Origin of the sequence: Streptomyces sp. NPDC002209, from assembly GCF_042890265.1 — a bacterium.
GTDB lineage: Bacteria > Actinomycetota > Actinomycetes > Streptomycetales > Streptomycetaceae > Streptomyces.
Map to the genome: position 1 here is coordinate 1 of NZ_JBIARX010000035.1, position 22793 is coordinate 22793.

Below are 22793 nucleotides of genomic sequence, written 5' to 3' on the forward strand. Positions count from 1 at the left end.
AAAGCTATATTCCAGCACAGACGGCACGACAACTCTGCGGGACCGGCAGTTCAGAACTGCATCAGACCAGCGCGAACATAACCAAAACGCTCACTAAAGGACGCCTACCTGGCCACAATGGCCGACCTCGGCGTCACCACCGACCTGGAAGGCCAGGCGTTCCTCGACGCGATGACCGCCTCCGAGACCGCCGACCCGGAGTTGACGATGGTGCTCCGCGCGATCAAGGCGACCGCCAAGGGCGGAATCGGCAAGCTCCGCGAGCGCCCCCGCGACACCCCGCCCGGCCAGCCCTGGCCCGCGCTGTCACGGCCCACCTGGCGCCCCGACATCCGCGCCGCCGTCCTCTCCACGAGCCGAATCATCATGCACCGCAAGATCATGAAGATGGCCGCGCTCGACCTGTACCCAGTGGCCATCAACTCGGACTGCATCGTCTACCCCTCCGACGGCCCCAGCCCGCTCGACTTCCTGCCCGCCACCCCTGGGCCCGGCGAGTTCCGGCTCGGAGTCACCCCGGGACTGGTCAAGCACGAAGGCAGCCAGACCACCCTGTGGGCCGAAGCCCAGTACGAGCAGGACGGACCGCACACCAACATTGCCTGCATCATCAAGAGCGGCGGCCACACCGCCACTGACGACGGGGAGTAGACCGCCATGGGCAAGCTCCAGGACAGCCTCGACCAGGCGGTGGCGAAGGCGTTCACACGCCCCGCCCCCAAGTCGGCACAAGCGCAGATGAAGTACCTCGTCAAACAGCTCAAGTCCACCAAGGCCGCAGCCGAGGCCCTGGGTATCTCCCAGCGCACCGTGGAGTGATACGTCACCGGCAAGCTCAAGCGGCCACGCAAGGAGCTCGCAGCCCGCCTCACTGCGGAAGTACAGAAGCGCTGGCAGCCCCAGATCCGCGCCAAGGCCAAGAAGGCCGCAGCCACCACCGGCGGACTACTCATCGAAACCCGCGCCCGTTTCGGCTACACCGCGGCAGCCAGCACCACCGACGACGGCCGGATGCGCCACCTCACCCAGGGCCTGCCCCCGGCCTACGCAGCCCGCCTCTTCGAAGCCCAGGAACAAGGCGCCACCGAACAGCAGCTCCTCAACATCGTCGCCGAGGGATTCCAAGAGATCTACTTCAAAGACCGCGGCCGCCGCGCCAGTGGCCTCCTGGTCGAATTCACGGACGTCGACCACATCGACGTCCAGCTGTAGCAGCTACTGGGCTTGCACAGCTGGCAGGCCGTTGGTCGGGTAGCCGGATCATGTTGCCGTGCCCCGGCTACCCGACCACGCCACTCCGGCACTCGACTGGCCATCAAGATGACTGCGAGTACGAGCGACCTACACGCCCCGCTGTAACACCCAGGCCGCCGAGGGGGCATAGCCAATCCTCCTGGAGCGAAGGCCACCGACAGCGTTCAGAGAGTCGCCCATTACCTCGACCCACGGCTGCCAGGACGCACTGCCATCCATAAACAGTTACGCAGCGTATATGAATTTTCCAATCAGCCTGCCAGGTATGTGACATCAGGGGACGTTCCGCTATAGAATCGTCACTATGAGTAGCGGACTCCTCGTTGAGGGAGAGCTGCGTTCCAGTCAGCTCGCCCTCCCTACGCCCCTCGTCCCACAAGTAAGCGGCGTATACCTCGTCACGCCGCAGACCGCAGCATCCTGGCTCCAGTGCAACCGGCCCGAGAATCGACGCATGTCACAGCGGGCAGTGGCCGGCCTGGTTTCAGCGATGCTCGCTGGTGAATACCTCCTTACGCACCAGCCCGTCGCCTTTGACGCTCTGGGACGACTGATCGACGGACAGCACAGGTTGGCCGCTGTCGTTCAGTCCGGTGTCACTGTCCAGATGTGGGTAATCATCGGCGCTGATCCCGACACGTTCGGCGTGGTTGATACCGGCCTGGCTAGGCGCCCGGCACAGTTCCTGCGTGTCAAGCACTCGACGAACATCCACGGCGCCCTGGGCATGCTGCGCTTCGCTGAAGCGTGCCGGGCCAATGACGGACAGGTGCCCGACAGCTTCCAGTTCGCGATGGATGTAAAGCCCTGTCTGGACATGCTGTCCGACTGGCCAGAAGTCCAGGACTATGCGCAGGCTTCGGATCGCATCTTCAGGGCATGCCGGATCCCGCCGGCTCCCTTGCTCGCAGTGTTGGCCCAAGCGGCGCGTGGAAGCCACCCGGAAAGGCTCGGGACCTTCGTGCAACGGCTGAAGGATGGCGCCGAACTCCCCAGCAACTCTCCCGTCTTGGCCCTTCGCCGACGAGGGATGGAGCACCGATCCGGCATGCGTGCCTTTAAAGATCGGGTGGCGATGTACGGAGTGACGGTTAAGGCATGGAACGCACATGCACGCAGCGCCAGCATCTCGTGTCTGAAGTTCACGTTTCATGACGCAGACGAATCAGAGCTGTTCCCGGCGAGAAAGGGAAGTACAGGCGTTAAAGAGCGAATGCCAGAAGTCATCTGACGGTATGGGGGTGCCCGAGTTCCAGTTTCGGGCGCCCCCACAGGGGCGGAGTCTATCCGCTACCGGCGAGTGCATGGTCACTCCTGTTACCCGAGTCGGCCGGTGTCTTGGTCCGTTTGAGGATCGGGCACTTCGGAGGCGGCAGCCCAGTCCTCGGGATGGGAGACCGGCAACAGACGGAACTGCTGCCGGTGAGTGCTGTCGTACGGTGTGACGGCATCAAACTTCATGCGGCTGTGATCCTGGATGAGCAACATCTCGATCATCTGGACCGCGGTCTGCAGGTCGTCAGCCGTCCTCCCGGCCGGGATAACAGGCGGAGAGAGGATAGTCCCGTCGTCATCACGGTCCACGTAGAAGCCCCGCTGCTTGGCGGAGTTGGCCTAGCGCGCCGCGGACTCGGCTTCCGCCTGCCGCTGCCGGTGAGCCTCCTCCCACGACTCGTAAACCGAGCCCATCACACGCACCCGGCTGTAGTCACCCCAGAACTCCGCGAGCTCGTCGCCGAAGACGACAGCCTCGAGGTACTTTCTTGGTGTGTCTACGCCCGTGCGTGGCCAGTGCATCCACCCGACGCGGCACCTCATCCCCCCTGATTCCAGGAGCCCTGGAAGACGTCGTAGACCCAGAGCGCTTTCCCAAGCTCTTCCTGCGCTAGAACCGTGAGAGATCGCGCCCGCCCGTACGAGCCAGCGGCCAGCAGGGTCTGGGCGTCGGCAATCAACGCGTGCCTGCCTGGGGCTCATCTCGACCATGGCATCAGTGTGCCCTGCCGCACCGCGGGCTCGGCTCTCGTGAATCTCCCCTTTGAGGACCGGCAACAGTTCGTGGACCAAGACCCGCGAGATGAGGGGGCAGCAGTGGCCGGGACAGCACCTGTTGCAGACTCCATTCGCCCTCCTCACGACGAAGCACTGCCCTACGCTGGCTCCTCACCGACGGCCTACCAGGGGGAGACGCGGGTGCCCGACGAACGCTGGATTGCGGTGTTTACAGTGAAGTCCCAGGGCCAGGAGTTCGAGGACACCCGGCCGGTCGCAGGCTGGGACGACGAGGGCAACGCTCTGGTCGTGGACCGCAAAGCTGGGCGTCGCGTCCAGGCCAGTAAGCAACCTGGCTTCGTGGCGGTACGGGAGAGCGCCGGCTACACCCACAGCTTCCCGGCTCCACCGGGCTGGACCGTCAGGTGGTGCAAAGACGGAGCCGACGACATCGTCGACCCTGTTGTCGCGTTCATGGAAGACTCCTCCGTGGGAAGCGGCATTCCCCTGATCGCGGACTTGGAAGCGTGCCTAATCAGGGACCTCCACCGCATGCATAAGGACGAGCAGCGACGAGGCCGCCAGCCCTTCCTGATGCCACCGAGCGATGCACCCAACCAACCTGGCCAGTCCTAAGTGGCCCCCGGACCGCCGCGGTCAACGCAACAGCGAGAAGGGCTTGCTCCTGTCCCCGTCCTTCCGGCCAGGGGACCAGGACCGAGTGCAGAGAGGGCCGTCCATAGTGATCACCGCCACGATGGAGCCGCCGGTGCCGGCATTCCCCCTGCCCCGATGATCAGAAGTTGAGAGGGTATGCCCGTACGACTCGGAGCTGAGGAAGACGGAGTGCCCCGCATTGATCATCCTGGACGCGAACATCCTCAAGGGAACCTCTCTGCGCGGTCCCGCCGCGGACGTACTCCGCGCCATCCGGGCCGCAGACGGCGAGCGCGTGGCTACCCCGTGGATCGCCGTGGAGGAGATCGCCGCGCAGCAGGCCCTCGTCTACAAGGCGAAGCACGACGCTGCCGTGGACGCTGTGGACGAGCTCCGGAAAGCCACGCCCTGGGATCACGTCGCTCACCCGAAGAGCTGGCCGGCCGAGCACGTGCGTGAGCACTGGCGGGAGCGGTACGCAACCATCACGGAGGTCATCGAAACGTCCCCTGGCCGCCTACCAGCAGGCCATGTTTCGGGAGACGAACCTGATCGCGCCGTGCAAAACGGTCAACAGCGGCAAGCACAAGACCGGGGCTCGCGACGCCGCTATCTGGCTGACTGCCGTCGAGTACGCGCGCGAGCACCCCGAAGAGACCGTGTACTTCGTCAGCAACAACACGGAGGACTTCGGCGACGGCACGGCGCTGCCAGCGGTGATGAACTGGGACATATCTGGCATGGAGGGCCGGTTCTTCCTGTTCACCTCGCTCGATGGCGTGCTGACGAAGTTCGCCACGGAGGTGGAGGCCAGCGCTGAGGACGTTCAAGGGCTCCTGGACACCGAGGAGACCCGTACGGCGATCCTGGAGGCCGCTCGCGCCGCGACTAGGCGCTTCCGGATGGTCAACGGCGCACGGCTGACCCCGGCCTCGGATGGAGACGCCTACAAGCTGACGATGACGGGCACCTCGCGCTGGGCTCCCACGGCCGTGGCGCTCGACCGGGTGCTGGAGGTGAGCGGCCGCGAGGTGGACGGCCACCACTGGTTCACTGCCTCGGTCCGGTGGCTGCTCAGGGAGATCAGGAACCTCCGGGGCGAGGAGCTTGACCGGGCGTACGCCTGGGAGACTCGAGTCCTGCTGAGCACGGCAGCGGACAAGGCCATGACGGTTCTTGACTCCAAGCGACCGGTCCCCATCACGCCGGAGGACATTCCAGGGCTCCCTGAAGTGCCCAGCCTTGATGACGAACTGTCGTTGTCCGCAGAGCAAGTTGAGGCCTTGGCGAACCATCCGTCGATGCGTGCCGCCATGGCCCGCATCGGTGAACTTTCGGCGGCCACAGCGCACGTCGAGGCATTGATGGACACTCCGTCGATGCGGATCGCCTTGGCCCGCATCGGTGAGCAGATGACACCAAACCTCTCGCACATCGAGGCCGCGCTCATCAGTATCGCCCGTAAGGGTCAAGCGGCCACGGATGGCCCGCACCAGATCCCGATCCAGGCGCCTGACCAGGAGCCTTAAGCGCACTACCTGCTCCCTCCCCAGTGGCCGTACCGCCGCCGAAGCTGCGCCCGTACGAGAGGCGGCGGCTGAGATCCGGATCGACCTGTAGCCCGGTAACGCATCAGGGCCCGAACCGCGCCAGCGGCTCGGGCCCTGGGCGTGTGCCGCCCCGGATCAGCCGCCGGCCCTCTCGGCGACACCGGTCCGGGAGTACTCAGTCCCGGTCGGCCGCGACGACCCGCAGGCCTGCCGACGACGCCCTGCTGGGCGTCCCGGTCAGCCGCGAGGACCTGCAGGACCGGTTGCCGCTGGACAGTGCTGGAATCGTGGCCACAGCCACCTGACAAACGGTCACGATCCGGTTGTCAGTGACCCTCACTACGCTCCGGCCATGCAGAGGTCTCTCACAGACGAACAAGCGCTCTGGGTGCTGGAGCGGTACAAGTCCGGCGCGATGACTCAGACCCAGATAGCCCAGAAGCTGGGCGTCCCGCTATCCCGGATCAACCAGCTGGTTAACGGCAAGACATACAGGCACCTGCAAGGAAGCGTTGGTCGGAGGGTTACAGACGGCGGCGTGCTCTACGGTCTCGCCGAAACCTCGGAGCGACGCCGCTACCGCGAGGCCTGTGTATGGAGCCAGATTGACCGCTCCGCAGGTCCGAACGCCTGCTGGCCGTGGACCGGGACCACCCGCAGCGGTTATGGGCAGATTCCCTCAGGCTCGAACTTAGTCGGCTCCCGGTCGGCCCATGTAGTGGCGTTCACGCTTGCTCACGGTCTCACCGAAGCACCGGTGGACCTTCTGCTGCGGCACCTGTGCGACAACCGCCCGTGCTGCAATCCCGCGCACCTTCGGCCGGGTACCCAGGCCGAGAACAACCGCGACATGGCCAGAGCGCGACGGGAAGGACGCATGAACGGCTCGACCGTGTCGCGCGCCGTGGGCGATCCCGAGACTCCACCGTCCGCAGGCTGGCAAATCCCCAGACAGCTCGACCTGCCCGCCCTAGAGCGAGCGGCCAGGATCTCAGAGTTCCGTGCCCAAGTGGACAGCTCGGGTGGTCTGGAGGCGTGCTGGCCGTGGACCGGAAAGCCACGCAACCAGTTTGGCTACGGCTTCATGCGGTTTGACGGCCAGAACACACCCCCAGCCCACCGGATCGCCTACGTAATCGCCCACGGGATGATCCTTGCCGACATCAAGGGTCGGCACATTCTCCATAAGTGCCCCCACGAGACGTTCCGGAACAACTGCAACAACCCAAACCACCTGGCCCTCGGCACCCAGGCTGAGAACATGGCGGACAAGAAGCTGCACGGCACCATGCCCATGGGCGAGAAACACCACATGGGCCAGCGCTACCCGGACGAGCTAATCGCACGTCTACGGCAGCAGTACTGGCGCCCGGGCGGGCCGCGCCCCACGATCACCGCACTCGCGAACGAAGCGGGCGCCGCGGTCGGGGTAGTGAGCCGCTGGCTGAAGGGCCATGTCCGTGTTGAAGCAGGAGGCCCCACAGGCCCTGAAACGGAGTGACCAAAGGCGGTCGGAGGAGGTGGGCTGGTGGCTGTTGCAGTCATGGCGTGCAGCGGTAGTTCCCGCTCCGCTTTCGATTCGGCTTTCATTGCGGCCGGGTTGCGGTGCCGGTTGCCGCTGGCAGGGCTGGAACCGTGGTCACAGTCACCCGGCAAACGGTCACGATCACTTGTCAACACTTCCGTACGCCCTGGCACCCGGTCGTCGGCGCGGAGGACGATGGAGTCATGGGCGAGCACGACCAGGACCAGGCCGTCGTCGCTGAATCTGCGCGACCGCTCCTCACTGCGGCGCAGGCCCGGGAGGTGCACGCTGCCCGCGTCTGGGTGCCGCTCGGCCACGGATCGTGGGAGGCGTACTGCAACGCGGAGTTCAGCATCAGCCGCGCCCAGGCGTACCGGCTCTTGGACATCGCCCGCGCCCTAGCCTCGATCCACGAAGCGGTCACCGTCGGCACCGAGACGTCTCGCATTCGAGACACCGCCACGGGCGCCGCGGCTGCGCTCGACTACGGCCTGTCCCAGCGGGCTCTGATCGCCATCTCCGGCCGCCGCGGCGACGTCGCGGAGCTCATTCCCGCCGACTCTCCACGCTCGCCCACAGCGGCCTGGCGACCCTCGACGAGGCTGCGGTGCGTGCCGTGGTCCGCCAGGCCGTCCGAGACATCCGCACCGCGCCGGCCCCGCCGCCTGCCGAGCCGTCGGCGGACCCGGTCGTCGCCAGGATGCGCGCCGTCGTCGACAAGCTCGTCGCCAGCACGTACGCGATCGGCGAGCTGACGCTCGAAGTCGCCCCGGCCTACCTCTCCGACGAGCAGGCAGCCGACGTCCTCACGCTGCTGTGCGACCAGAGCGGCGAGGACCTCGAGCACGGCCTGGCCGCCCGCCGCTACGCGATGTCCGGCGACCGCCGCGCCTGCACGGCACCGGCCTGTGATGACGACCTGCTGTCCCTTCGCCCGCTGCTTGTAGCGGTGGCAGCAGGCTGCTGCACGGCGGGGTCAAGTGGTTGCTGCTTGTCGGCGTGGTGGTGCTGCTCGTGGTCCTGGTGGTGGCCGTCGGACAGCAACAGGGTGGTGTCGTGGGTGCTGCGCAGCATTTGCATGGACCTAGGCGGGACACGGCGGCTGCTCGGATAGCAGGTCTCGGCCCTGGCTGGTGCAGCGGCGGGCGACTGCTGCTTGCTGCTCCTGCCCTGTTGCATGCAGCAGGGCAGGAATGCTCTGTTCTGCTGCTCCAGAACAAGCCGGTTTACCTGGTGCTACCGCCAAGGGCACGAGAGCGGCGCCGCACCGGAGGGTGGAGCGCCGTCGCTGGCTCGCGCGGTGGTCAGTGGGGAAGCCATGGCGCCAGCGGCGCCGTTGGCTGCGCAGTACCCCCCATATCGGCGTGCAACTCCGGTGCTGCGCAGCATTCGCACGAAGCTTGCGGCGCTGCGGGATCGAGTCGGTCAGGAAACGGCTCTGAAGACTTGCCAACGCTTCTGGTCTTCCTTGAGTCGTGCAGCCCAGGTGCGTGGGGAGACGACCGACGTCGAATGGTGGGACAAGGAACCCGAGACCGTGCAGCCCAGGTGCGTGGGGGACAACCGGCACATGTCCAGGCCGCCCAAACAGGGCCAGGGCGGGGCGGGACCGGACTTGACCACAACCGCATCGACCGGCTGCGCCTGGCGGCAGTCCGTGGAAGCAGGGCAGCAAGCGGGACGAGATGGTCCACATCGAGGCCGAGGCGGCGGAGACCCACGTGTCGTCGTACGGGGAGAACCAGCGTCTTACAGCCCGGGACGATCTCGGGGTACTCGACGGCTTCCACGTCGGCTACGACCGCTGAACGGTTCTGCTACGGCCCCGGGGTCGATCCGTGTGAGCCTCATTACCGCACTGCGGGGGTCTTGTCTCACGTATGGCATTTGTGGCGGCCGTGATCTCGTCTTCAGGTAGCTTCAGAGGCATCGCAGGAGCAGTTCCCCACGAGCCGACATGTCGAGGGGCGGCTGTTCGAGCCGTGAACCACGACCCGGCCACCTGCTACCTCACCACTCGCCGCGGCTGCCTCAGGGCGTGCCCGCATGACCCATGGGATAGCAGGGCCTGAGCTTTACTGTCGGCGTGGACCTCAGTTCTGACCACACAAATCAGTGGTCGAACTGAGTGAACGTCACCCATGTTCGACCCCTGGATCACGAGGGACTCGAACGGGTGGACTCCATCATTCTCTGGCTGCTCGCTGCCTCTGGCGTGCTTAGCATCTTCTTGTTCGTCATCCGGACACTGCTCGACCAACTGCCCGACGTCATCACCGCCTGGCGCAAGGTCCAGCGCATGTACCAGAGCGCTGACCGAAACAGCGGCGACGTCCCAGGCCCCGACGCATGTCATCCGCGGCCGTCTCGGTCAGGTCAGGCCGGTGGAGGCGTTGTCGTCCCAGCCGTCTTCGCGCTGCATGTAGCCGAGCATCGAGCGGGAGTGACGGGCCCAGCCGCCTTGGTCGGCGATGGCGATGGCGTCCTTGCCCTTTTTGCGGCCGGTGGAGGCGAGTCCGATGCGCAGGGAGTGCCCGGTCCAGTGGATCGGGACGCTCGCGCGGGCGGAGATGCGTTTGACGGCGCGGGTGACGGAGTCGGGGACGAGTCCGCCGGTGATGTGGCCGTGCCGGTCGATGCCGACGAAGGCGGGGGTGGAGGGGTCCGCCCAGCGCTGGCCGTGTTCGGTGAACAGGCGCTCGCGGTAGGCGGTGTACGCGCGGACCGGGCAGATCTCCGGGTCCTGCGCGTAGCCGATCTTGGCGTTGCGGACGGAGTGCTTGGTCTTGCCGGTGAGGACGGCGACGACCAGGCCGCGCGGGTGCAGGGTGACGTCGCCGCTCTGGAGGCCGGCGGGGTCCTGGGCGCGTGAGGCGTAGTGGAAGCCCGTGAGGACCAAGGCCTTGTCGCGGTCGCCGGTGAGGGTGTCGGGGCAGGAGCGGGCGATGGCGTACAGCCCGTCGACATCGGCGCCGACCGCTTGGCCGCGGCCGCGCCGCTCCCCAGCCTGCAGGAGCTTGACCTCCAGCCCGGCCAGCGCCTTGCGGGCCACGGCCTGGTCGTCGCCGCTGACAGTGGCGCCTCGCTCGCGCAGGCCGATGACGACGCCCGCGAGGTGGGTGTCGGCAGAGGTCGGCGCGTAGCCCTTCTTGTTCTGCTGGCCCTCGCGCAGCATCCAGGCCACGAAAGCGACGAGGGCGCCGCGGGAGCCCTCCCCTTCGGGCAGGCCGGCGGCAGCGCAGAACCTGCCCCACACCCGCCACGACTTCGCGTACGTGTCCAGGGTGTTGTCTGGGGTGATCTCGGCGGCGACCGCGTCGGCGAGATCCTCGGCCTCGGCCAGGCGGCGGGCGGTGTCGACGCCGTGTCGCTCGGCCCACTGCTGGATCAGGATCCGCCGTTCTGCGAAGTCGTGCGGTCGGACGGCGGTCGGCTCGGGCTGGAGGGCGGCATCGTTCGTCACGACTCGGCCCGGCTGGCGGGGATGTCCGGGCTGCTTGGACTGCCCGCCTCAGCGTTTTCGGCATTCGCCCGCTCCAGGGCGTCACGTTCGGCCTCGGAAGCCACCCGCAGCGCGGCTTGGGCGGCTTCCGCGGCCGCGACCGCTTCGTGCAGACGGGCCATCGCTGCCCCCGCCTCGCGTTCTGCGTGCACGCGCCGAAGGCGCAGCGCCGCGAGATCGTCCTGGTCGTAGTTGCCGTGTCCGTAGTACCGAACGATGGTCACGTCGTCCTCGGCGGACGACACTGTGCCCGGCCGCGTGGGGTCGGCACCGTCCGTGCGGCGCGGTGTGGCAGCTCTGCGGCGCCAGAGCTCCAGTGCAGCAGAAGGGCGTTCGGCCGCGCTGTCGGACGGGCGGATGGCCTGGCGGGCCTCGCGCCACAGCCGCATCGTCTGCTCCCGGAGGGGTTCGGGGCTCACTCCCGCGTTCCGACTGCAGACGTCGACGAAGAGGAGAACGATCTCCTGGCTGGGCAGGCGCTCGCCGCTCAGCGCGTGGTGCAGCGTGGACTTGGCGAGGTGCGCATCGTGCGCGAGGTCGGCCAGCGGCAGGTTCCCGGTCTTCTCCCGCAGCTCTCGCAGGGTGCGTGCCAAGCGGGCGAGCTCCTCGGGCGCGTCCTCGGGGATCGGCTTCATCGGCCGTCCGGCCATCCTCTTACCTCCCGTGACGTGGGCGTTCGACATTGTCTCGGTTACGTCTCTAGACTTCAATATTGTCTCGCTGCGAGACAATAGACGGAACGTCAGCCTGGCGTCCCGTCATTCCCGTTTCCGCCCGGGGGGTCTCCTTGCTCATCGCCGCCGGTTCCGCCGACACCGCGTACACCCTTTTCGCCCTCCTGCTCTGCGTGGTGGTGGGCGGCCTGGTCTTCCACATCTCCACCCGCCCGCCGCTGAACATGGCGTTCGGGCCGGCGTTCCTCGCCGGCGGGACGGCCGGCGGCCTGGCGATCCCGATCGTCTTCGACGTCTTGGAGCGGCTGGGCCTGCTGTCCTGACCGACGGCGACGACCAGCGCGCGGGGCGCCCGGCCGAGAGGCCGGGCGCCCCGCGTCGTCATGTCCGGCACCATCGCGTTCCCCCCTCTCGGACGGGGCGTCATGTCCCGTTCTGTCGCGTCGGATAAGGAGAGCTTATCCGACGTCATCCCTCCCACCGCTACCTTTCCGTCATGACCACGACGCCCCGCCCGCGCTTCTCCGTCCGCGTCGGACTCGCTGAGGCGAACCACGACGGACCGTTCGACGGAGTTCCCGAGCACCTCCTTGAATCACTGCAGTTCTGGGTGCACGACGAACTGACCTACACAGGCTCTCCGGATGTGGGCGCGGCGCAGACCGTCTGTCTGCGGCTGCGTATCCGCCCGAACCCCGTCCGCAGCAACATCCGGGCGATACCACCCAACTACATCGCTCCGCTGACCACCTCGACCGATGCCCAACTGCTCGACGTGGTCGACACCCTCCTTGCAGTTCGAGTCGAGACCGAGGACGTGAACCCCGCGTCCATCGCCATACTCGGCCGCATGCTGGACGACGCCGGTTCCACCTACCGGATCACCGAGGCACTCGACGGGCTAGAGGAGCGGGTCACCCCAGCGGTGCGCGACGCCGTCCGACACACCATCGCCGACGCGGCGGCCGCACCCGGCGCGGGCTCCGCCGCCGACCACCTCGCGGTGGCGTGGCAGGCGGCCTACGGGCGGAATCCGGACCCGGTACGCGCATACAGCGAGGCCATCAAGGCGGTGGAATCCGCAGCCCACGCCGTCATCCAGCCGAACAACGCCAAGGCCACGCTCGGCACGATGCTCGGCGAGATCAGGAACGCCCGCCACAAGCTGACCACGGCGATCCCCACGCCGGGCGGTGACCCGATTGCCCCGGTGGAGGCGATGATGCGCGCCCTGTGGGAGGGGCAAAGCTCGCGCCACGGCGCCCAGAGCGCGACCGTGCCCGAGACCCTGGAAGCCGCCAGGGCGGGAGTCCACCTTTCCGCTGCCCTGGTGCAGTGGTTCGTCTCGGGAGCAGTGATCCGCACGCCCTGATTGGCTCGTCGCAGGGCCTCGAGGGCTTCTTCGAGCTCGACCTGCTCGTCGCCGCCGGCCATCGCGCAGCTGAGGGCCCTGATCTCACCCGGGACCGTTTCAGCAGTGCGTTTCGTGAGCCAACCGGAAGGAAACGACCCATGAAACGCAGCGCCTGCATGGAGCTCCCCGCCGACGCGGGGGTGATCCGGAGCAGGACCCGCGCGCAGCTGCCTGTGCGGAGGCGGCAGCCCAGGCCGAGGCAGAGCGCCTGGCCGCGGCGGCCGCGCTCCGGGTCCTGCCATGCGAGGACTGCGGCCAAGAGCAGGCGGGTGGGCTGTGCGAGGGGTGCGGCCACCGGCGCCAGATGGAGGCCCTGACGGCGGAGGCCGGGCTCGTTGAGGCCGCCGGGTCCGCCGACCTGGACGACTCGGAAGCCGTCGCCGCAGTTCTCGTCCACGTCCGGGAAACGCTGCAGCCCGGAAGCTGCAGGACGACTTCCTGGAGGCGGCGGAGCCGGGTGAGCTGGACGCGGACCCGCTGGGCACGGCGTCCGTGCTGGCGTTCGGCGCGCTCGAGGCCGTCCAGGACGCGGCCCCGGAGTACCGCCGTCAGGCTCTGGAGATGCTGGGCCGGACCGAGGAGGCCGAGGCCGAAGCCCGGCGGGCGTACCGGACCGAGCAGGGACGGCGCTGGTTCCGGCACAACCCGACCGGCGCGGACGCCATCGCCGCGGCGACGAAGGCCGCCGACACGGCGAGGGAGCGCACCGCGCAGTACCTGCTGGCGACGCGGCTGGAGCGGCTGCGCGAGCAGGCCGCCGCCCGGACCGAGCAGGCCGCGGCCGCGCCGTGGACGGACCGGCTGCCCGACCTCGCCACCCGCCCGCTGGACGGCGCCGCCGCCGGGGCGGTGATCGCATGACCACCGAGCTGAGCGAAGTGGACCTCGCGCGCCAAGCCCTGGTCGCGGCCCGGGAGGCGGCGAGGAACAACGGCGCCACCAGTAGGAAGCCGAAGCGGCGCACCACCACCGTCGTGCGACGGGACGGGCGCGAGCCGCTCGGACTGGGCAGCGCGATCGGCGTGATGATGGCCGAGCGCGGCATGGTCGCCCCGGTCGCTGGCGGAAGCGTCCTCGCCGACTTCGACGCCGTCCTCGCCGCGGCTGTGCCCGAGCTCACCGGGCGCGCCCGGGCCATCGCGTTCGACGTGGGGAGCGGCCGGCTGGACGTCGTCCCCGAGGCCCCGGCCTACGGTACGCAGCTGCGCTGGAGCGCGCCGAAGCTGATCGCGACGGCCAACGAGCGGGTGCCCGGCGCGAATATCCGCTCCCTGCACGTCCTGGCCCCCGCGGCCATGAAGGCCGACCCCGCCCCAGCGGCCGCCGATTCGGCCCCGCAGCCGGCCATCTCCGCCGCGCCGGTGGAGCGCCGGACGCCGCCGGAGGGCTACCGCCGTGCGATCGAGGCGCACCGCCAGGCCGCGCCCCCGTCCCGGGTGAACCCGGCCATCGCGCAGGCGGTGGAGAGGCAGAGCGCCGCGATGCGGGAGTTCAGCCGCCGCGCATTTCCCGAACCCGATGTCGTCCCGGACGATGCGCCGGCTCCGCTCGATGCCGCCCGTGCCGAGCGCCGCCGCCAATCCGACGTCACCCACGCGCCGCTCTGCGCCGAGCCCGAGCCGAACGGGCCAAGGCTCTGCCCCGCGACCCACGGTCGCTCAGGAAGACCGCCTGAGGCCGTAGGAATTCTGAAGCCGGTTCAACCTTCTTGTCGCTCCGGGCCTGTAGTAGGCGGGGCTGCGGTGCGGGACCGCGGCACAGGCAAACAGGGGACGGAGTCTGTCGGTGAGCGTCGAGGTGTGGATGATCGTGGTTCCGGCGGTGATCGGCCTAGCCGGGTTGCTCCTTCGCTCCCGGGCCGGGAGCTCAAACCTGTGGGATGTGCTGCATGAGCTGGCCCGTGGGCGGGCCCGGGCTGGACTCGAACGAGAGCAGCGGGTCACGCTGGAGGTGATGCTCGATCGCCTGCCGAGGGCGGGGCTGAGGGTGGAAGATACGCAGCAGGGCCGTCGGACGGTCATCGCTGCCGATCGCTCCGTGGACGTACCGGAGATGACCGGCCGGCCGGGGAGCAGGGGGAGTATGTGAAGCCGACCTCAGTGGAGTTCGCCCGCTTCTTCACGGAGTGGGAGCCGCAGGTGCGGCGATATCTGCTGTGGCTGGAGGGGGACCCGGGGATCATCGATGATGCTGCGCAGGAGACGATGATTTCCGCCCACCAGTATTGGGGGAAAATATCGCAATACGAGAACAAGCGGGCTTGGCTTTTTCGCGTGGCTGGGCAGCGGCTGAACAGGGCGCGACAAGCGCGGCAGCGCCATGGCTTGAGTACCGACCCTCACGAGTTTCCGGATATGCAAGGTGACCGGGATGCTCTGGCACACCGGGTGGACAGGCTCGATATCTTGGATGCTGTTCGGAAGTTACCGCAGCAGCAAGCTACGGCGATTGCGCTTCAGCTCCAGTTTGACTACCAGCTCAGCGATATTGCGGAGATCATGGACGTTTCCACGGGAAGTGTGAAGACGCACTTGCATCACGCCCGGAAGACGCTGGAAACGCTACTGGCTGATACGGACGGGGGTATCTGATGAGCATCGAAGAGAAGCTGCGCAGTGCCGTTCAGGCCGTGGACGAACTGTGGGCGGACCCGGTCGACACTGCCGAGAGGCTGGCCCGTCTCCAAGACCGGGTGGCTGCCGAGCAGACTTCCTCGGACGGGTTTGGCCCCAGCCCGGAAGCCGAAGGGATGCCGCAACGGCTCCTTGACCGTTGGCGGGTGGACTCGGCTACCCAGTCCGGGCTAGTGCTGTGGCTGCGGGAGTATGCAGCATTTCATCTGCAGATTCCGGACACAGAAATTGACCCTCGAGTGCCGCTTTTCCAGTACGGAATGGACTCGCTCATCGCGGTCAAATTTGCGAACGGTCTCAAGGAGGAGTTTGGTTTCGAGATCAGCCCCACGCTGCTGTACGACCACCCCACTCTGGATGGTCTGGGTGTCCATCTTGCCGCCATGCTTTCGAATGCTTCTGCGGGGGCCTCCAGCCAAGGGGCGGGCGAGGGCCGAGCCGGCGGACCCTACTTCCTCACCGTGGCCGAGGTCGCGTCGATCATGAAGATCTCCAATAGGGCCGTGTACCAACTCGTCCACAACGGTCATTTGCCTGCACTCCGCGTGAGGGAGGAGTACCGGGTGTCAACGGACGCCGTTCAGGAGTACCTGCGGGAAACCGAGGCCCAGTTGATCTCTCTCCCGAAGGCACCGTTCCGCCTGCGCGTAATGCCGCCGTCACGCCACGGCAGCCGCTCTGCGCCGGGCTCGTCATGAGCGGGCGGCGGGGCATCGGGCTGTGAGCCCTCGGTGGTGCGGAAGTCGGCTTGAAGACCACAGGGCCCCTGGCAACCATTGCCCGGGGCCGACGAATGCGGCGGCCTGGACCGGACCGGACAGGGCCTGAGTGCGGCCCCCGGCATCGGCCGCGACAGCCGTGCCTACCGCTCCGCAAAGCGCTGGAGCGCTCCAGCCGGGTTGCGGTGGCGAAGTACGCGATGCGCGAGCGCTTGGGCCTGCTCCGCGTGGTCGGCGACGTCATCGCCTTGCACCAGATGCGCTGGAGTGGGGCGTGCGCGGGTGTACGGGGGCGCGCAAGAGAGCGGATGCGCTTTCGCCAAGACGCCTTGAACGTTCGCGGGGTCGGTTCGCTTGGCTGGTCTTAGGAGCTGCCTCGTGGGCTCTCCGGCTGCCGACTGGGGGGAGGCACGCCTGGACCAACTGCCTGAAGCTCGTCTGGAAGGACTCCTTCGCCGTGAACATCACCGAGCCGCTCGGAGGCCGGCACGCGGCGCAGCCCACGGCAGATCGGCGATGAGGTCTCCGCTTTGCCTGCGTCCTGGCCAGGCCACGGAGAAGAATGAGCGGATGGCGGTCTCTTGAGTACGCGCCCGGTCGCCTTCGACGTGCCAGTGCCCGCTCCGGGTGAGCGGTGGGAAGGATCTGGGGGAGTGGTGACGCAGCAGAACTGGGGGCCCTGGCAGAAACGGCCGCGCTCAGGGGAATTGGTGCGCCTGGCCCGGGCCTGGGACCGGCGGGTGGAGTGTCCGTCCTGCAACGTGGCCGTCGGCCGTGCCTGCCGGACTCCCTCCGGGTATCCCACCGATCACCACCGGGCCCGTCGGGACGCCGCGGGTCCGCCTCCGTACGAGCAGTGGCGCAAGGAGGGACTCGTCCCTGAGTTGGACCAGCCCCGCAAACCCCCCGCAGTCCTTCAGGCCGGTCGTGCGGCGGCAGTCGAGTTCGGTGTCGAGCAGTCGCTCGCCGACGCCGCCGCGATCGTCCGGCACTTCCTGGCCGACCGCCTGGCCCTGACCCTCGGCGATGAGGCCGCGCTCGACCTCTTCGACGAAACCGCGCGCACCCTGGTCCTGGCCCGAGGCCCCGAAGGCGCTGCCGATGTGATCACCGTCCTCGTCTCCCAGGTCGTCGCATTGCTCCCGATGCTCGCGGGGCCGGACCGGGATCCGGAGGTGGCGTACACCGACTGGCTCCGCTCCCAGGTCACCCACGCGCGCCGCCAGCAGCGGGAGGAAAGGCGCATGCGCGCCGAGCAGTGATCGCGCAACCGGTGAGTCGAGTCGGCAGGGGTGGGGTTCGTGCGGGGTGACAACCGTCAGATCCAGACGGCGGTTCTGGGCGGGGCGGCGTCGGAGGATCCGTTGGCGCTGCCGCTGGAGGCGATCGAGCTGGACGCCTTCCGCAAGCGGCACGAGCACGACACGTTCTGGTGCGGCCTGCTGCTGAGCGGCTGCGGCGTCCAGCTGACGACGAAGCTGTACACCGATCGCGTCTGTCACTTCGCCCACCACCCGGGTGCGGAGGCGCGTTCGCACCGGTGCGGCCGGCGTGCCAGCGGGGTGGCGAGCGCGGACCACCTGTACGTGAAGGCCGCGGCCGCCGCCTGGCTCCGGAAGGCCGGCCACCCTGGGGACCTGGTCGACTTCGACTTCGCCCAGCCAGACGGAGCAGAGATCGGGTCGGTCCTCGACATCCAGTTCAAGGAACGCGGACTGCGAGTGCACCTGGACCAAGCGGTCGCACCGGTCTGGGATGAGGACGACCGCGAGCCCGTGCTGGGGGTGTCGGTACCCGTGGACCGGGACACCTTGATCGACCGCTGGTACATCCACCGTATCCGCCTCGACAGCGTCGGGACCTCCGACAGGTCCGCATCGGCACGGAAGCCTTCATGAGGCCCACCGAATGGTTCGAACTCGAGGAGTGCGAGATGACCGGGCGCGGGCTCACCACCCCGGCGGTCGAGCGGCTCGTCCAAAGCCGCAGCACCCGCCCGGTATCCAGGCGCGCCACGGGGCAGGCACGGAAGGCCCCGGCCCCCAGGCCCGCCTGGAGCTGTTGCTGCGCAAGCTGCCGGAGGCCCAGAAGCTGGGGTCGGTGCTCGTCGTCACCCAGATCAGCGGCGAGATCGCTGCCGTGAGCGGACTGGACGAGCAGGTCCAGGCCCAGTCGCGTGCTGCTGTTGCCGGCGCCCAGGTCTGGCTGAAGGAACAGGCCGCGGTCCGCGAGCAGCTGTTCGTCAGGCTTCGCGAGGCTGTCGAGGCACGCGATGTAGAGGTGGTGCGCACGTTGTCGGTGACGGCGAACGCGACCGCGAGTCACGCCCGCACCGGCGAGGAGACCGCTATCGCCGCTGCGGCGGGTGCGCTGCTGACGGCCGATGCGCAGGAGCGGCACGAGGAGATCATGGCGGCCGAGCGGGATGCCGAGCGGGCTCGGCGGGCAGCTGATCGTGTACGCGCGCTCCTGTCAGCCCTGCGGCGCCCTCCCGTCGGACTGCGCTCGCAACGGCGGGCCTGGATCGGGAGTTCGGTCCAGAAGCTGCTGCTGGCAGCCGAGCAGGCTGATAGTGCCCTCAGTGCCCGTGAGCGGGAGCATGTGGAGTCGTGGAGGACGCGGACCGGTGTCGACGGGTGTTGGCACAGCCCGCCTACCCCGCCGCCGGCGGGCGGCAGGTTCATGATGTGGCGTGCCCCGCCTGCGGTGCTGGGCCCGCAGTGCGTTGCGAGACGCCCCGCGGCTATCACCCGTCCCGGGTCGCCAGGCTGAGGTGATCACGCTGATCCGGGCTGCGACCGCCGTGTGCCTCTAGCGGCGAGGCCGTCAGGACCGTGACATGGGAGTGTGTGGAGACGATCCCGTTGTGAGACAAGCCCCAGGCTGGAGGGGGCGCGACCCGTCGTCGGTCGAGGATCCCGCAAAGTTGGTCGTCTCTCTCGCAACATGCAAAAGTACGTTCGATCAGTGTTTAAGGGGATGTTGCCGCGCGGTCGTGGGCGTGTGCGGCGCGGTTTGGGGGGGTTCAGGGTGGGGTTTGACGAGGAGTGGGGTCGGCTGCGAATAGAGGCCGCCGAACGTATGGCCTCAGGCACGGCGACGCCGTCAACCGTGGTTACGGCTCCCCCATCGGTCGAGGTCGATCCGCTCGAGGAGGCCCGGGAGGCGGTGCGGGAGCGGCTGGCGGATTTCCGTGGCCGGGTGGTGTTCGTACCGCTGGATGAAGCGGGCGGTCTGTGGGCGGCTGAACTGGGTGGTCTGGACTGGATCTGTGCGTTCTCCGGCGAGGAGGAGCTGGCCCGCTTCGCCGAGGCGCGCGGTGAAGGGGGTCAGGAGTGGACCTACCGGCGTGTGGTCGGGGCGGGGCTGCTGGACGAGTTGGTGCCGGCTCTGGACTTCCCGTGCGGTGTTGCGTGGAACGTGGCTGGTCCTGAGGGTGCTGTGTTCCCGCCGGTGCGGGGCATCGTGCCGGATGCGGCGGCGCTGGATGGGCAGGTCGCGGCGTGAGCGGGGAGCAGCCGGATCTTGATGTCTCGAAGGAAGCGCTTGCGCAGATTGCGCAGGGCATCACGGAGACGCTGGGTGAGCTGAAGGAGATCGGGATGGTGGGCACGGCCAGCATGGGCCGGGGCTTCGCCAAGATCGCACTGTCGGGGATGGATACGGGGTACGACGGCCTGTCGTCCGCCTTCAGCACGTTTTGCGAACGGTGGGAGTGGGGCGTGCGCTCCCTTGTCCAGCAAGGCAATGACTTCGCCGGCAACGTCGGCCTGTCGGCCGGTGTTTTGCACGAGCAGGATCAGTACGTCCAGGGCGCCTTCAAGGTGGTCACCAACGCGGCTTGGGGCAACCCCTACGCCTCCGAGGGCGACGTCACCGGTAGAGGCTGGGTAGAGGTCCTGGCGGACAACCCGTACACCCAGATCCGGGACGCGGATTACAGCAAGGAGTCCTACGAGCACGCTTCCCGCGAGAGCAAGGACGCCTGGAAGAGCGCCATCCACGATGTGAACAGCTCCGACATTCTCCTGTCGAACCAGATCATCGATGCCGCCGGCTTGCGCGATGAAATGGACCAGACCGTCGAGGACATCGCTGGCCCGGCACCCAAGCCCCCGACCGGCGGTGAGCGCCGATGACCGACCTCGGCGGACTGCTCAACCAGGGCATGGACAAGCTCGGCCATGGCGTGGACTCGGCCAAGAGGGCCATCGGCCATGGCGTCGATGTGGCCACCGACGGCATCGGTGCCGGCCTGGACTACGTGGGTGCGCACGACTGGGCGGACGAGGTAGAGGACTTCGGCGACGATGTAGCCTACCGCCTGGGCGCCAGGCCTGAGAAACAGCTCGGTCAGACCCAGCAAGCCTCCGAGCTGCTGCACGGCAAACCTGAAGCGATCTGGGAGTCGGCGGCCCACCTGAGGGATTTCCAGGCAGCCTTCAACCGGGTCGGACAGGGCATGAAGGCCCTCGACTCCGGTCATTGGAAGGGGGCCGCGGCCGACGCGTTTCGCGAGAAGTTCGCGATGCATCCCACCGACTGGTTCCACGCCGCCGACGCGTGCGAAGCCGCAGGCAATACGCTGGGCGGCTACGCAGAGACGGTGATGTGGGCTCAGCTTCAGGCCCAAGCGGCTATCGAGCTCTACCGGCAAGGCAAGAAGGCGTCCAAGGACGCCGCCGACGCCTACAAGACCAGGGCCGAGGCGTACGAGGCGGCTGTCAAGGCCGGTCAGAACCCGGGCCCCTGCCCGGCACCGGGTGCCGACCCGGGCGAGGCAGCCTGCACGCGGGCCCGGGAGATCCTCGATGAGGCGCGTCGCCAGCGCGACGATGCCGCCCGCGCCGCCGAGCAGGCGATCACCGCCGCCACGGAACTCGCCCCGGCCAAGCCGTCGACGGCACGCCAGATCATGGCCGAGTTCATGGACTACGAGGGCTCGCAGGCGGTAGAGCTCACCCACGTCGCGGGCGGAGCGCTCAAGGGCACCGCGGGCATCCTGAACTTCGGCCGCGGTCTCAACCCCGCCGACCCGTACAACCTGACCCATCCCGCCGAGTACCAGCAGCACCTCAACATGACCCTGGCAGGCCTGGTCTCCACGGCCGCCCACCCCGAACGCATCCCCGCGGGCCTCATCGAAAGCTTCGAAGGCGACTTCAGCGAAGGCGTCGGCCGCCTCTTCCCCGAAATCTTCGGCACCAAAGGCAGCCTGGGCGGAGTCCGCACAGGTGTGCGCGTAGGCGAGGAGGTGGCGGAGAGCGCCGGGCGCAGGGAGGCGTCGGCGGCCGCGAAGGGTGAGAGAGAGTCGGCAACTGGCAGCGAGAGTGGGCTGAAACGAGAGGGCGATCCCCCGCAAGGAGACGCGGAGCCTGTTCGTCCCGGTGGGGACCGCCCGCATCTGATGCGTCAGGACGATGACTTCACCGCCGAGTACAACAGCCGGGGACAGCGCAAGGCCCACCTCAACGCTGATGGCGACCTGGTGCCGGCCAACCCTGACGGTCAGGCCAGCATCGTTGACCACGTCGTCGGTAGGGATCCGGCAAAGTCGGACAGCCCGTACACGTCGCTGAGCAGCGACGGAGCCGACGCCAAGGCGTTTGGCGCAGGTAAGATTCGCATCGACCTGCCACGCCTGGAACAGGACATTGCCTCCGGGCGTGTGCAAGGTGTCGAGGTGCATTCACCGGATCAGGTCCAACAGGCAATTCAGTCCAGTGCTGACGGAATTGCGGGACGGCCCGTCGATCTCACGGTTCCGCCGGGAAGCTCACGGCCCGAGATCGAGGCGGCAGCCGCGGAGCTGGGGCTCAGCAAGACCAAGACCAAGCGCATTGCGCAACGCATGGTGGACATGATGAACACACGACGTGACGAGGAATGGCTCATCAAGGGCATTGTGCCGCGTGACTACATCACCGGACCGTAATGAGGCAAGGTAGTGGCATGACTCAGTTCGAATCCCTCCTCGGAACCGATTTCGATGGAAATCACACCGACGACGTTGACGATGTCATCTACGGGGGCTACGACCACGTCGAGCACCAAGAACGCGTCCCCGGGCTTATTGCGCTGCTCGGTGACACTGCGGCACCGGACCGCGAAAGGTATCTCGCATGTCTGGCTCTTGTGGCCTGGGGTGAACCCGTGGGGTATCAAACGGTCCAGGAGGCGACTCGCGAGCCGCAGGCCGCTCCCTGGTACGACCTCGTCATGGACCGCAAGTTCTCGGTGGACAGCAGCTACGGAAAATTCTCCGAGGCCGCAGCGGACAGCCGGGAGCTTGCAGAAGAGAAGGGTTCATCCGCTCTCCGTGTGGAAACCTTCCGGTCGCTCATCCGGATCGCAGACCGCGAATACTTTGAAGAGAGGCTGGGGGATTACCTGGAGGAATCGGTGGTTCGGGATTGTCTTCCCGACATCCGAGCAGTCATCGCACGCGCCCTGCGATCCATCGAAGCCGGTGCCCGTTGCCGATTCGACTTGGCAACCCAACTCGTCGACCTTGCGAACTCGATCGTCGCTGTCGACGAGGAACTCGCCGTGGATCTGATCACGCGCATCCTCTATGCCGTACCGGGCGACCGGACCATGGTCCATGCCGTCACAGCGGTTCACCGGGCAAAAGGCCCAGCGGGGCAAAGACTGGCGGAACACCTTTCCGCCATGGGCAACGAAAGAGTGCGATCGCTGCTCGCCGAACACGCATGATTCGCAGATGTCGGCGGGGTCGGAGTCGACAAGCTCGTGCTGCCGTCCGCCCGCCGCTATAAGACGCCGTTTCTTATGGTCCGATCGTTCGTTGAGCCGTGCATGACGGATTTGGTTGAGCGGCTGGTGCCGGATGAGTTGTGGGTGTTGTTCCGG

General features: G+C 67.7%; 23 protein-coding genes and 3 pseudogenes. 22 read left to right on the forward strand and 4 right to left on the reverse strand.

The window, feature by feature from the left end; translation table 11 throughout:
- Window positions 1–93: 93 nt before the first annotated feature.
- From ACFYXK_RS33525 to ACFYXK_RS33535, 3 genes and pseudogenes are all read left to right on the forward strand, one after another.
- Window positions 94–651 (forward strand): annotated as a pseudogene (locus ACFYXK_RS33525) (transcriptional regulator); the annotation flags it as partial.
- A 6-nt stretch (window positions 652–657) separates the two neighbouring features.
- A pseudogene (gene tpg, locus ACFYXK_RS33530) lies at window positions 658–1212 on the forward strand (telomere-protecting terminal protein Tpg).
- Between the two features lie 496 nt (window positions 1213–1708).
- Window positions 1709–2485 carry a hypothetical protein gene (locus ACFYXK_RS33535; RefSeq protein ID WP_389414587.1) on the forward strand — a complete coding sequence of 259 codons (777 nt, stop codon included), beginning with the start codon at window positions 1709–1711 and terminating at the stop codon, window positions 2483–2485.
- A gap of 86 nt (window positions 2486–2571) precedes the next feature.
- Here ACFYXK_RS33535 and ACFYXK_RS33540 read toward each other — a convergent pair whose 3' ends face one another.
- Together ACFYXK_RS33540 and ACFYXK_RS33545 are read right to left on the reverse strand one after the other, a co-directional pair.
- Window positions 2572–2838, reverse strand: a complete 267-nt coding sequence (locus ACFYXK_RS33540) for a hypothetical protein (RefSeq protein ID WP_389414588.1) — start codon at window positions 2836–2838, stop codon at window positions 2572–2574.
- A gap of 230 nt (window positions 2839–3068) precedes the next feature.
- The gene (locus ACFYXK_RS33545; protein WP_389414589.1) at window positions 3069–3209 is read right to left on the reverse strand and encodes an AbiV family abortive infection protein; all 141 of its coding nucleotides are present in this window, start codon (window positions 3207–3209) and stop codon (window positions 3069–3071) included.
- A 238-nt stretch (window positions 3210–3447) separates the two neighbouring features.
- Between ACFYXK_RS33545 and ACFYXK_RS33550 the strand changes: the two genes are divergently transcribed.
- From ACFYXK_RS33550 to ACFYXK_RS33570, 5 genes are all read left to right on the forward strand, one after another.
- Complete coding sequence (locus ACFYXK_RS33550) at window positions 3448–3882, forward strand: hypothetical protein (protein WP_389414590.1); 435 nt, start codon at window positions 3448–3450, stop codon at window positions 3880–3882.
- A gap of 551 nt (window positions 3883–4433) precedes the next feature.
- Window positions 4434–5432: a PIN domain-containing protein gene (locus tag ACFYXK_RS33555; RefSeq protein ID WP_389414591.1), complete on the forward strand. Its 999-nt coding sequence runs from the start codon at window positions 4434–4436 to the stop codon at window positions 5430–5432.
- A gap of 373 nt (window positions 5433–5805) precedes the next feature.
- A complete protein-coding gene (locus tag ACFYXK_RS33560; RefSeq protein ID WP_389414592.1) occupies window positions 5806–6954 on the forward strand; it encodes an HNH endonuclease in 1149 nt (382 codons plus the stop codon).
- Window positions 6955–7585: 631 nt separating this feature from the next.
- The gene (locus ACFYXK_RS33565) at window positions 7586–8092 is read left to right on the forward strand and encodes a hypothetical protein (protein WP_389414593.1); all 507 of its coding nucleotides are present in this window, start codon (window positions 7586–7588) and stop codon (window positions 8090–8092) included.
- A 571-nt stretch (window positions 8093–8663) separates the two neighbouring features.
- Window positions 8664–8786: a hypothetical protein gene (locus ACFYXK_RS33570; RefSeq protein ID WP_389414594.1), complete on the forward strand. Its 123-nt coding sequence runs from the start codon at window positions 8664–8666 to the stop codon at window positions 8784–8786.
- Window positions 8787–9349: 563 nt separating this feature from the next.
- Here the strand turns inward: ACFYXK_RS33570 and ACFYXK_RS33575 are convergent.
- Both ACFYXK_RS33575 and ACFYXK_RS33580 read right to left on the reverse strand, forming a co-directional pair.
- On the reverse strand, window positions 9350–10441 hold the full coding sequence (locus ACFYXK_RS33575; RefSeq protein WP_389414595.1) for an integrase: 1092 nt from the start codon (window positions 10439–10441) through the stop codon (window positions 9350–9352).
- Window positions 10438–11115, reverse strand: a complete 678-nt coding sequence (locus tag ACFYXK_RS33580; protein WP_389414596.1) for a helix-turn-helix domain-containing protein — start codon at window positions 11113–11115, stop codon at window positions 10438–10440. The genes ACFYXK_RS33575 and ACFYXK_RS33580 overlap by 4 nt, the downstream gene beginning before the upstream one ends.
- 152 nt (window positions 11116–11267) lie before the next feature.
- On the opposite strand from ACFYXK_RS33580, the gene ACFYXK_RS33585 reads away from it, so the two are divergent.
- The 14 genes and pseudogenes from ACFYXK_RS33585 to ACFYXK_RS33650 all read left to right on the forward strand — a co-directional run bounded on the left by ACFYXK_RS33585 (window position 11268) and on the right by ACFYXK_RS33650 (window position 22637).
- A complete protein-coding gene (locus ACFYXK_RS33585; RefSeq protein ID WP_389414597.1) occupies window positions 11268–11477 on the forward strand; it encodes a hypothetical protein in 210 nt (69 codons plus the stop codon).
- Window positions 11478–11650: 173 nt separating this feature from the next.
- Window positions 11651–12526, forward strand: a complete 876-nt coding sequence (locus ACFYXK_RS33590; protein ID WP_389414598.1) for a hypothetical protein — start codon at window positions 11651–11653, stop codon at window positions 12524–12526.
- A gap of 534 nt (window positions 12527–13060) precedes the next feature.
- Entirely contained in the window at window positions 13061–13429 is a 369-nt protein-coding gene (locus tag ACFYXK_RS33595) for a hypothetical protein (RefSeq protein ID WP_389414599.1), read from the forward strand.
- Complete coding sequence (locus ACFYXK_RS33600; RefSeq protein ID WP_389414600.1) at window positions 13426–14460, forward strand: DUF721 domain-containing protein; 1035 nt, start codon at window positions 13426–13428, stop codon at window positions 14458–14460. Before ACFYXK_RS33595 ends, ACFYXK_RS33600 begins: the two co-directional genes overlap by 4 nt.
- A gap of 192 nt (window positions 14461–14652) precedes the next feature.
- Window positions 14653–15159 carry an RNA polymerase sigma factor gene (locus ACFYXK_RS33605; protein WP_389414601.1) on the forward strand — a complete coding sequence of 169 codons (507 nt, stop codon included), beginning with the start codon at window positions 14653–14655 and terminating at the stop codon, window positions 15157–15159.
- 158 nt (window positions 15160–15317) lie between these two features.
- Window positions 15318–15554: pseudogene (locus ACFYXK_RS33610) on the forward strand (acyl carrier protein); the annotation flags it as partial.
- Between the two features lie 30 nt (window positions 15555–15584).
- Entirely contained in the window at window positions 15585–15899 is a 315-nt protein-coding gene (locus ACFYXK_RS33615) for a helix-turn-helix domain-containing protein (RefSeq protein ID WP_389414609.1), read from the forward strand.
- Between the two features lie 677 nt (window positions 15900–16576).
- Window positions 16577–17182 (forward strand): hypothetical protein, encoded by a 606-nt coding sequence (locus ACFYXK_RS33620; RefSeq protein WP_389414602.1) that lies wholly within the window; start codon window positions 16577–16579, stop codon window positions 17180–17182.
- A gap of 39 nt (window positions 17183–17221) precedes the next feature.
- Complete coding sequence (locus tag ACFYXK_RS33625) at window positions 17222–17818, forward strand: hypothetical protein (protein ID WP_389414603.1); 597 nt, start codon at window positions 17222–17224, stop codon at window positions 17816–17818.
- A 163-nt stretch (window positions 17819–17981) separates the two neighbouring features.
- Window positions 17982–18692, forward strand: coding sequence for a hypothetical protein (locus ACFYXK_RS33630; RefSeq protein WP_389414604.1), 711 nt, complete (start codon window positions 17982–17984; stop codon window positions 18690–18692).
- Window positions 18693–18950: 258 nt separating this feature from the next.
- The gene (locus ACFYXK_RS33635; protein ID WP_389414605.1) at window positions 18951–19427 is read left to right on the forward strand and encodes a hypothetical protein; all 477 of its coding nucleotides are present in this window, start codon (window positions 18951–18953) and stop codon (window positions 19425–19427) included.
- Window positions 19424–20059, forward strand: a complete 636-nt coding sequence (locus ACFYXK_RS33640) for a hypothetical protein (protein ID WP_389414606.1) — start codon at window positions 19424–19426, stop codon at window positions 20057–20059. The genes ACFYXK_RS33635 and ACFYXK_RS33640 overlap by 4 nt, the downstream gene beginning before the upstream one ends.
- Complete coding sequence (locus ACFYXK_RS33645) at window positions 20056–21855, forward strand: putative T7SS-secreted protein (protein WP_389414607.1); 1800 nt, start codon at window positions 20056–20058, stop codon at window positions 21853–21855. Before ACFYXK_RS33640 ends, ACFYXK_RS33645 begins: the two co-directional genes overlap by 4 nt.
- Before the next feature lie 17 nt (window positions 21856–21872).
- Complete coding sequence (locus ACFYXK_RS33650; protein ID WP_389414608.1) at window positions 21873–22637, forward strand: hypothetical protein; 765 nt, start codon at window positions 21873–21875, stop codon at window positions 22635–22637.
- The last annotated feature ends 156 nt before the right edge of the window (window positions 22638–22793 follow it).

Bases quoted from the DNA above. Each gene is read 5' to 3' on its own strand.
- ACFYXK_RS33555 (WP_389414591.1), top strand. From the start codon at position 4,434: ATGTTTCGGGAGACGAACCTGATCGCGCCGTGCAAAACGGTCAACAGC.
- ACFYXK_RS33645 (WP_389414607.1), top strand. From the start codon at position 20,056: ATGACCGACCTCGGCGGACTGCTCAACCAGGGCATGGACAAGCTCGGC.
- ACFYXK_RS33535 (WP_389414587.1), top strand. From the start codon at position 1,709: ATGTCACAGCGGGCAGTGGCCGGCCTGGTTTCAGCGATGCTCGCTGGT.
- ACFYXK_RS33570 (WP_389414594.1), top strand. From the start codon at position 8,664: ATGGTCCACATCGAGGCCGAGGCGGCGGAGACCCACGTGTCGTCGTAC.
- ACFYXK_RS33615 (WP_389414609.1), top strand. From the start codon at position 15,585: ATGCTTTCGAATGCTTCTGCGGGGGCCTCCAGCCAAGGGGCGGGCGAG.
- ACFYXK_RS33590 (WP_389414598.1), top strand. From the start codon at position 11,651: ATGACCACGACGCCCCGCCCGCGCTTCTCCGTCCGCGTCGGACTCGCT.
- ACFYXK_RS33580 (WP_389414596.1), bottom strand. From the start codon at position 11,115: ATGAAGCCGATCCCCGAGGACGCGCCCGAGGAGCTCGCCCGCTTGGCA.
- ACFYXK_RS33650 (WP_389414608.1), top strand. From the start codon at position 21,873: ATGACTCAGTTCGAATCCCTCCTCGGAACCGATTTCGATGGAAATCAC.
- ACFYXK_RS33600 (WP_389414600.1), top strand. From the start codon at position 13,426: ATGACCACCGAGCTGAGCGAAGTGGACCTCGCGCGCCAAGCCCTGGTC.
- ACFYXK_RS33560 (WP_389414592.1), top strand. From the start codon at position 5,806: ATGCAGAGGTCTCTCACAGACGAACAAGCGCTCTGGGTGCTGGAGCGG.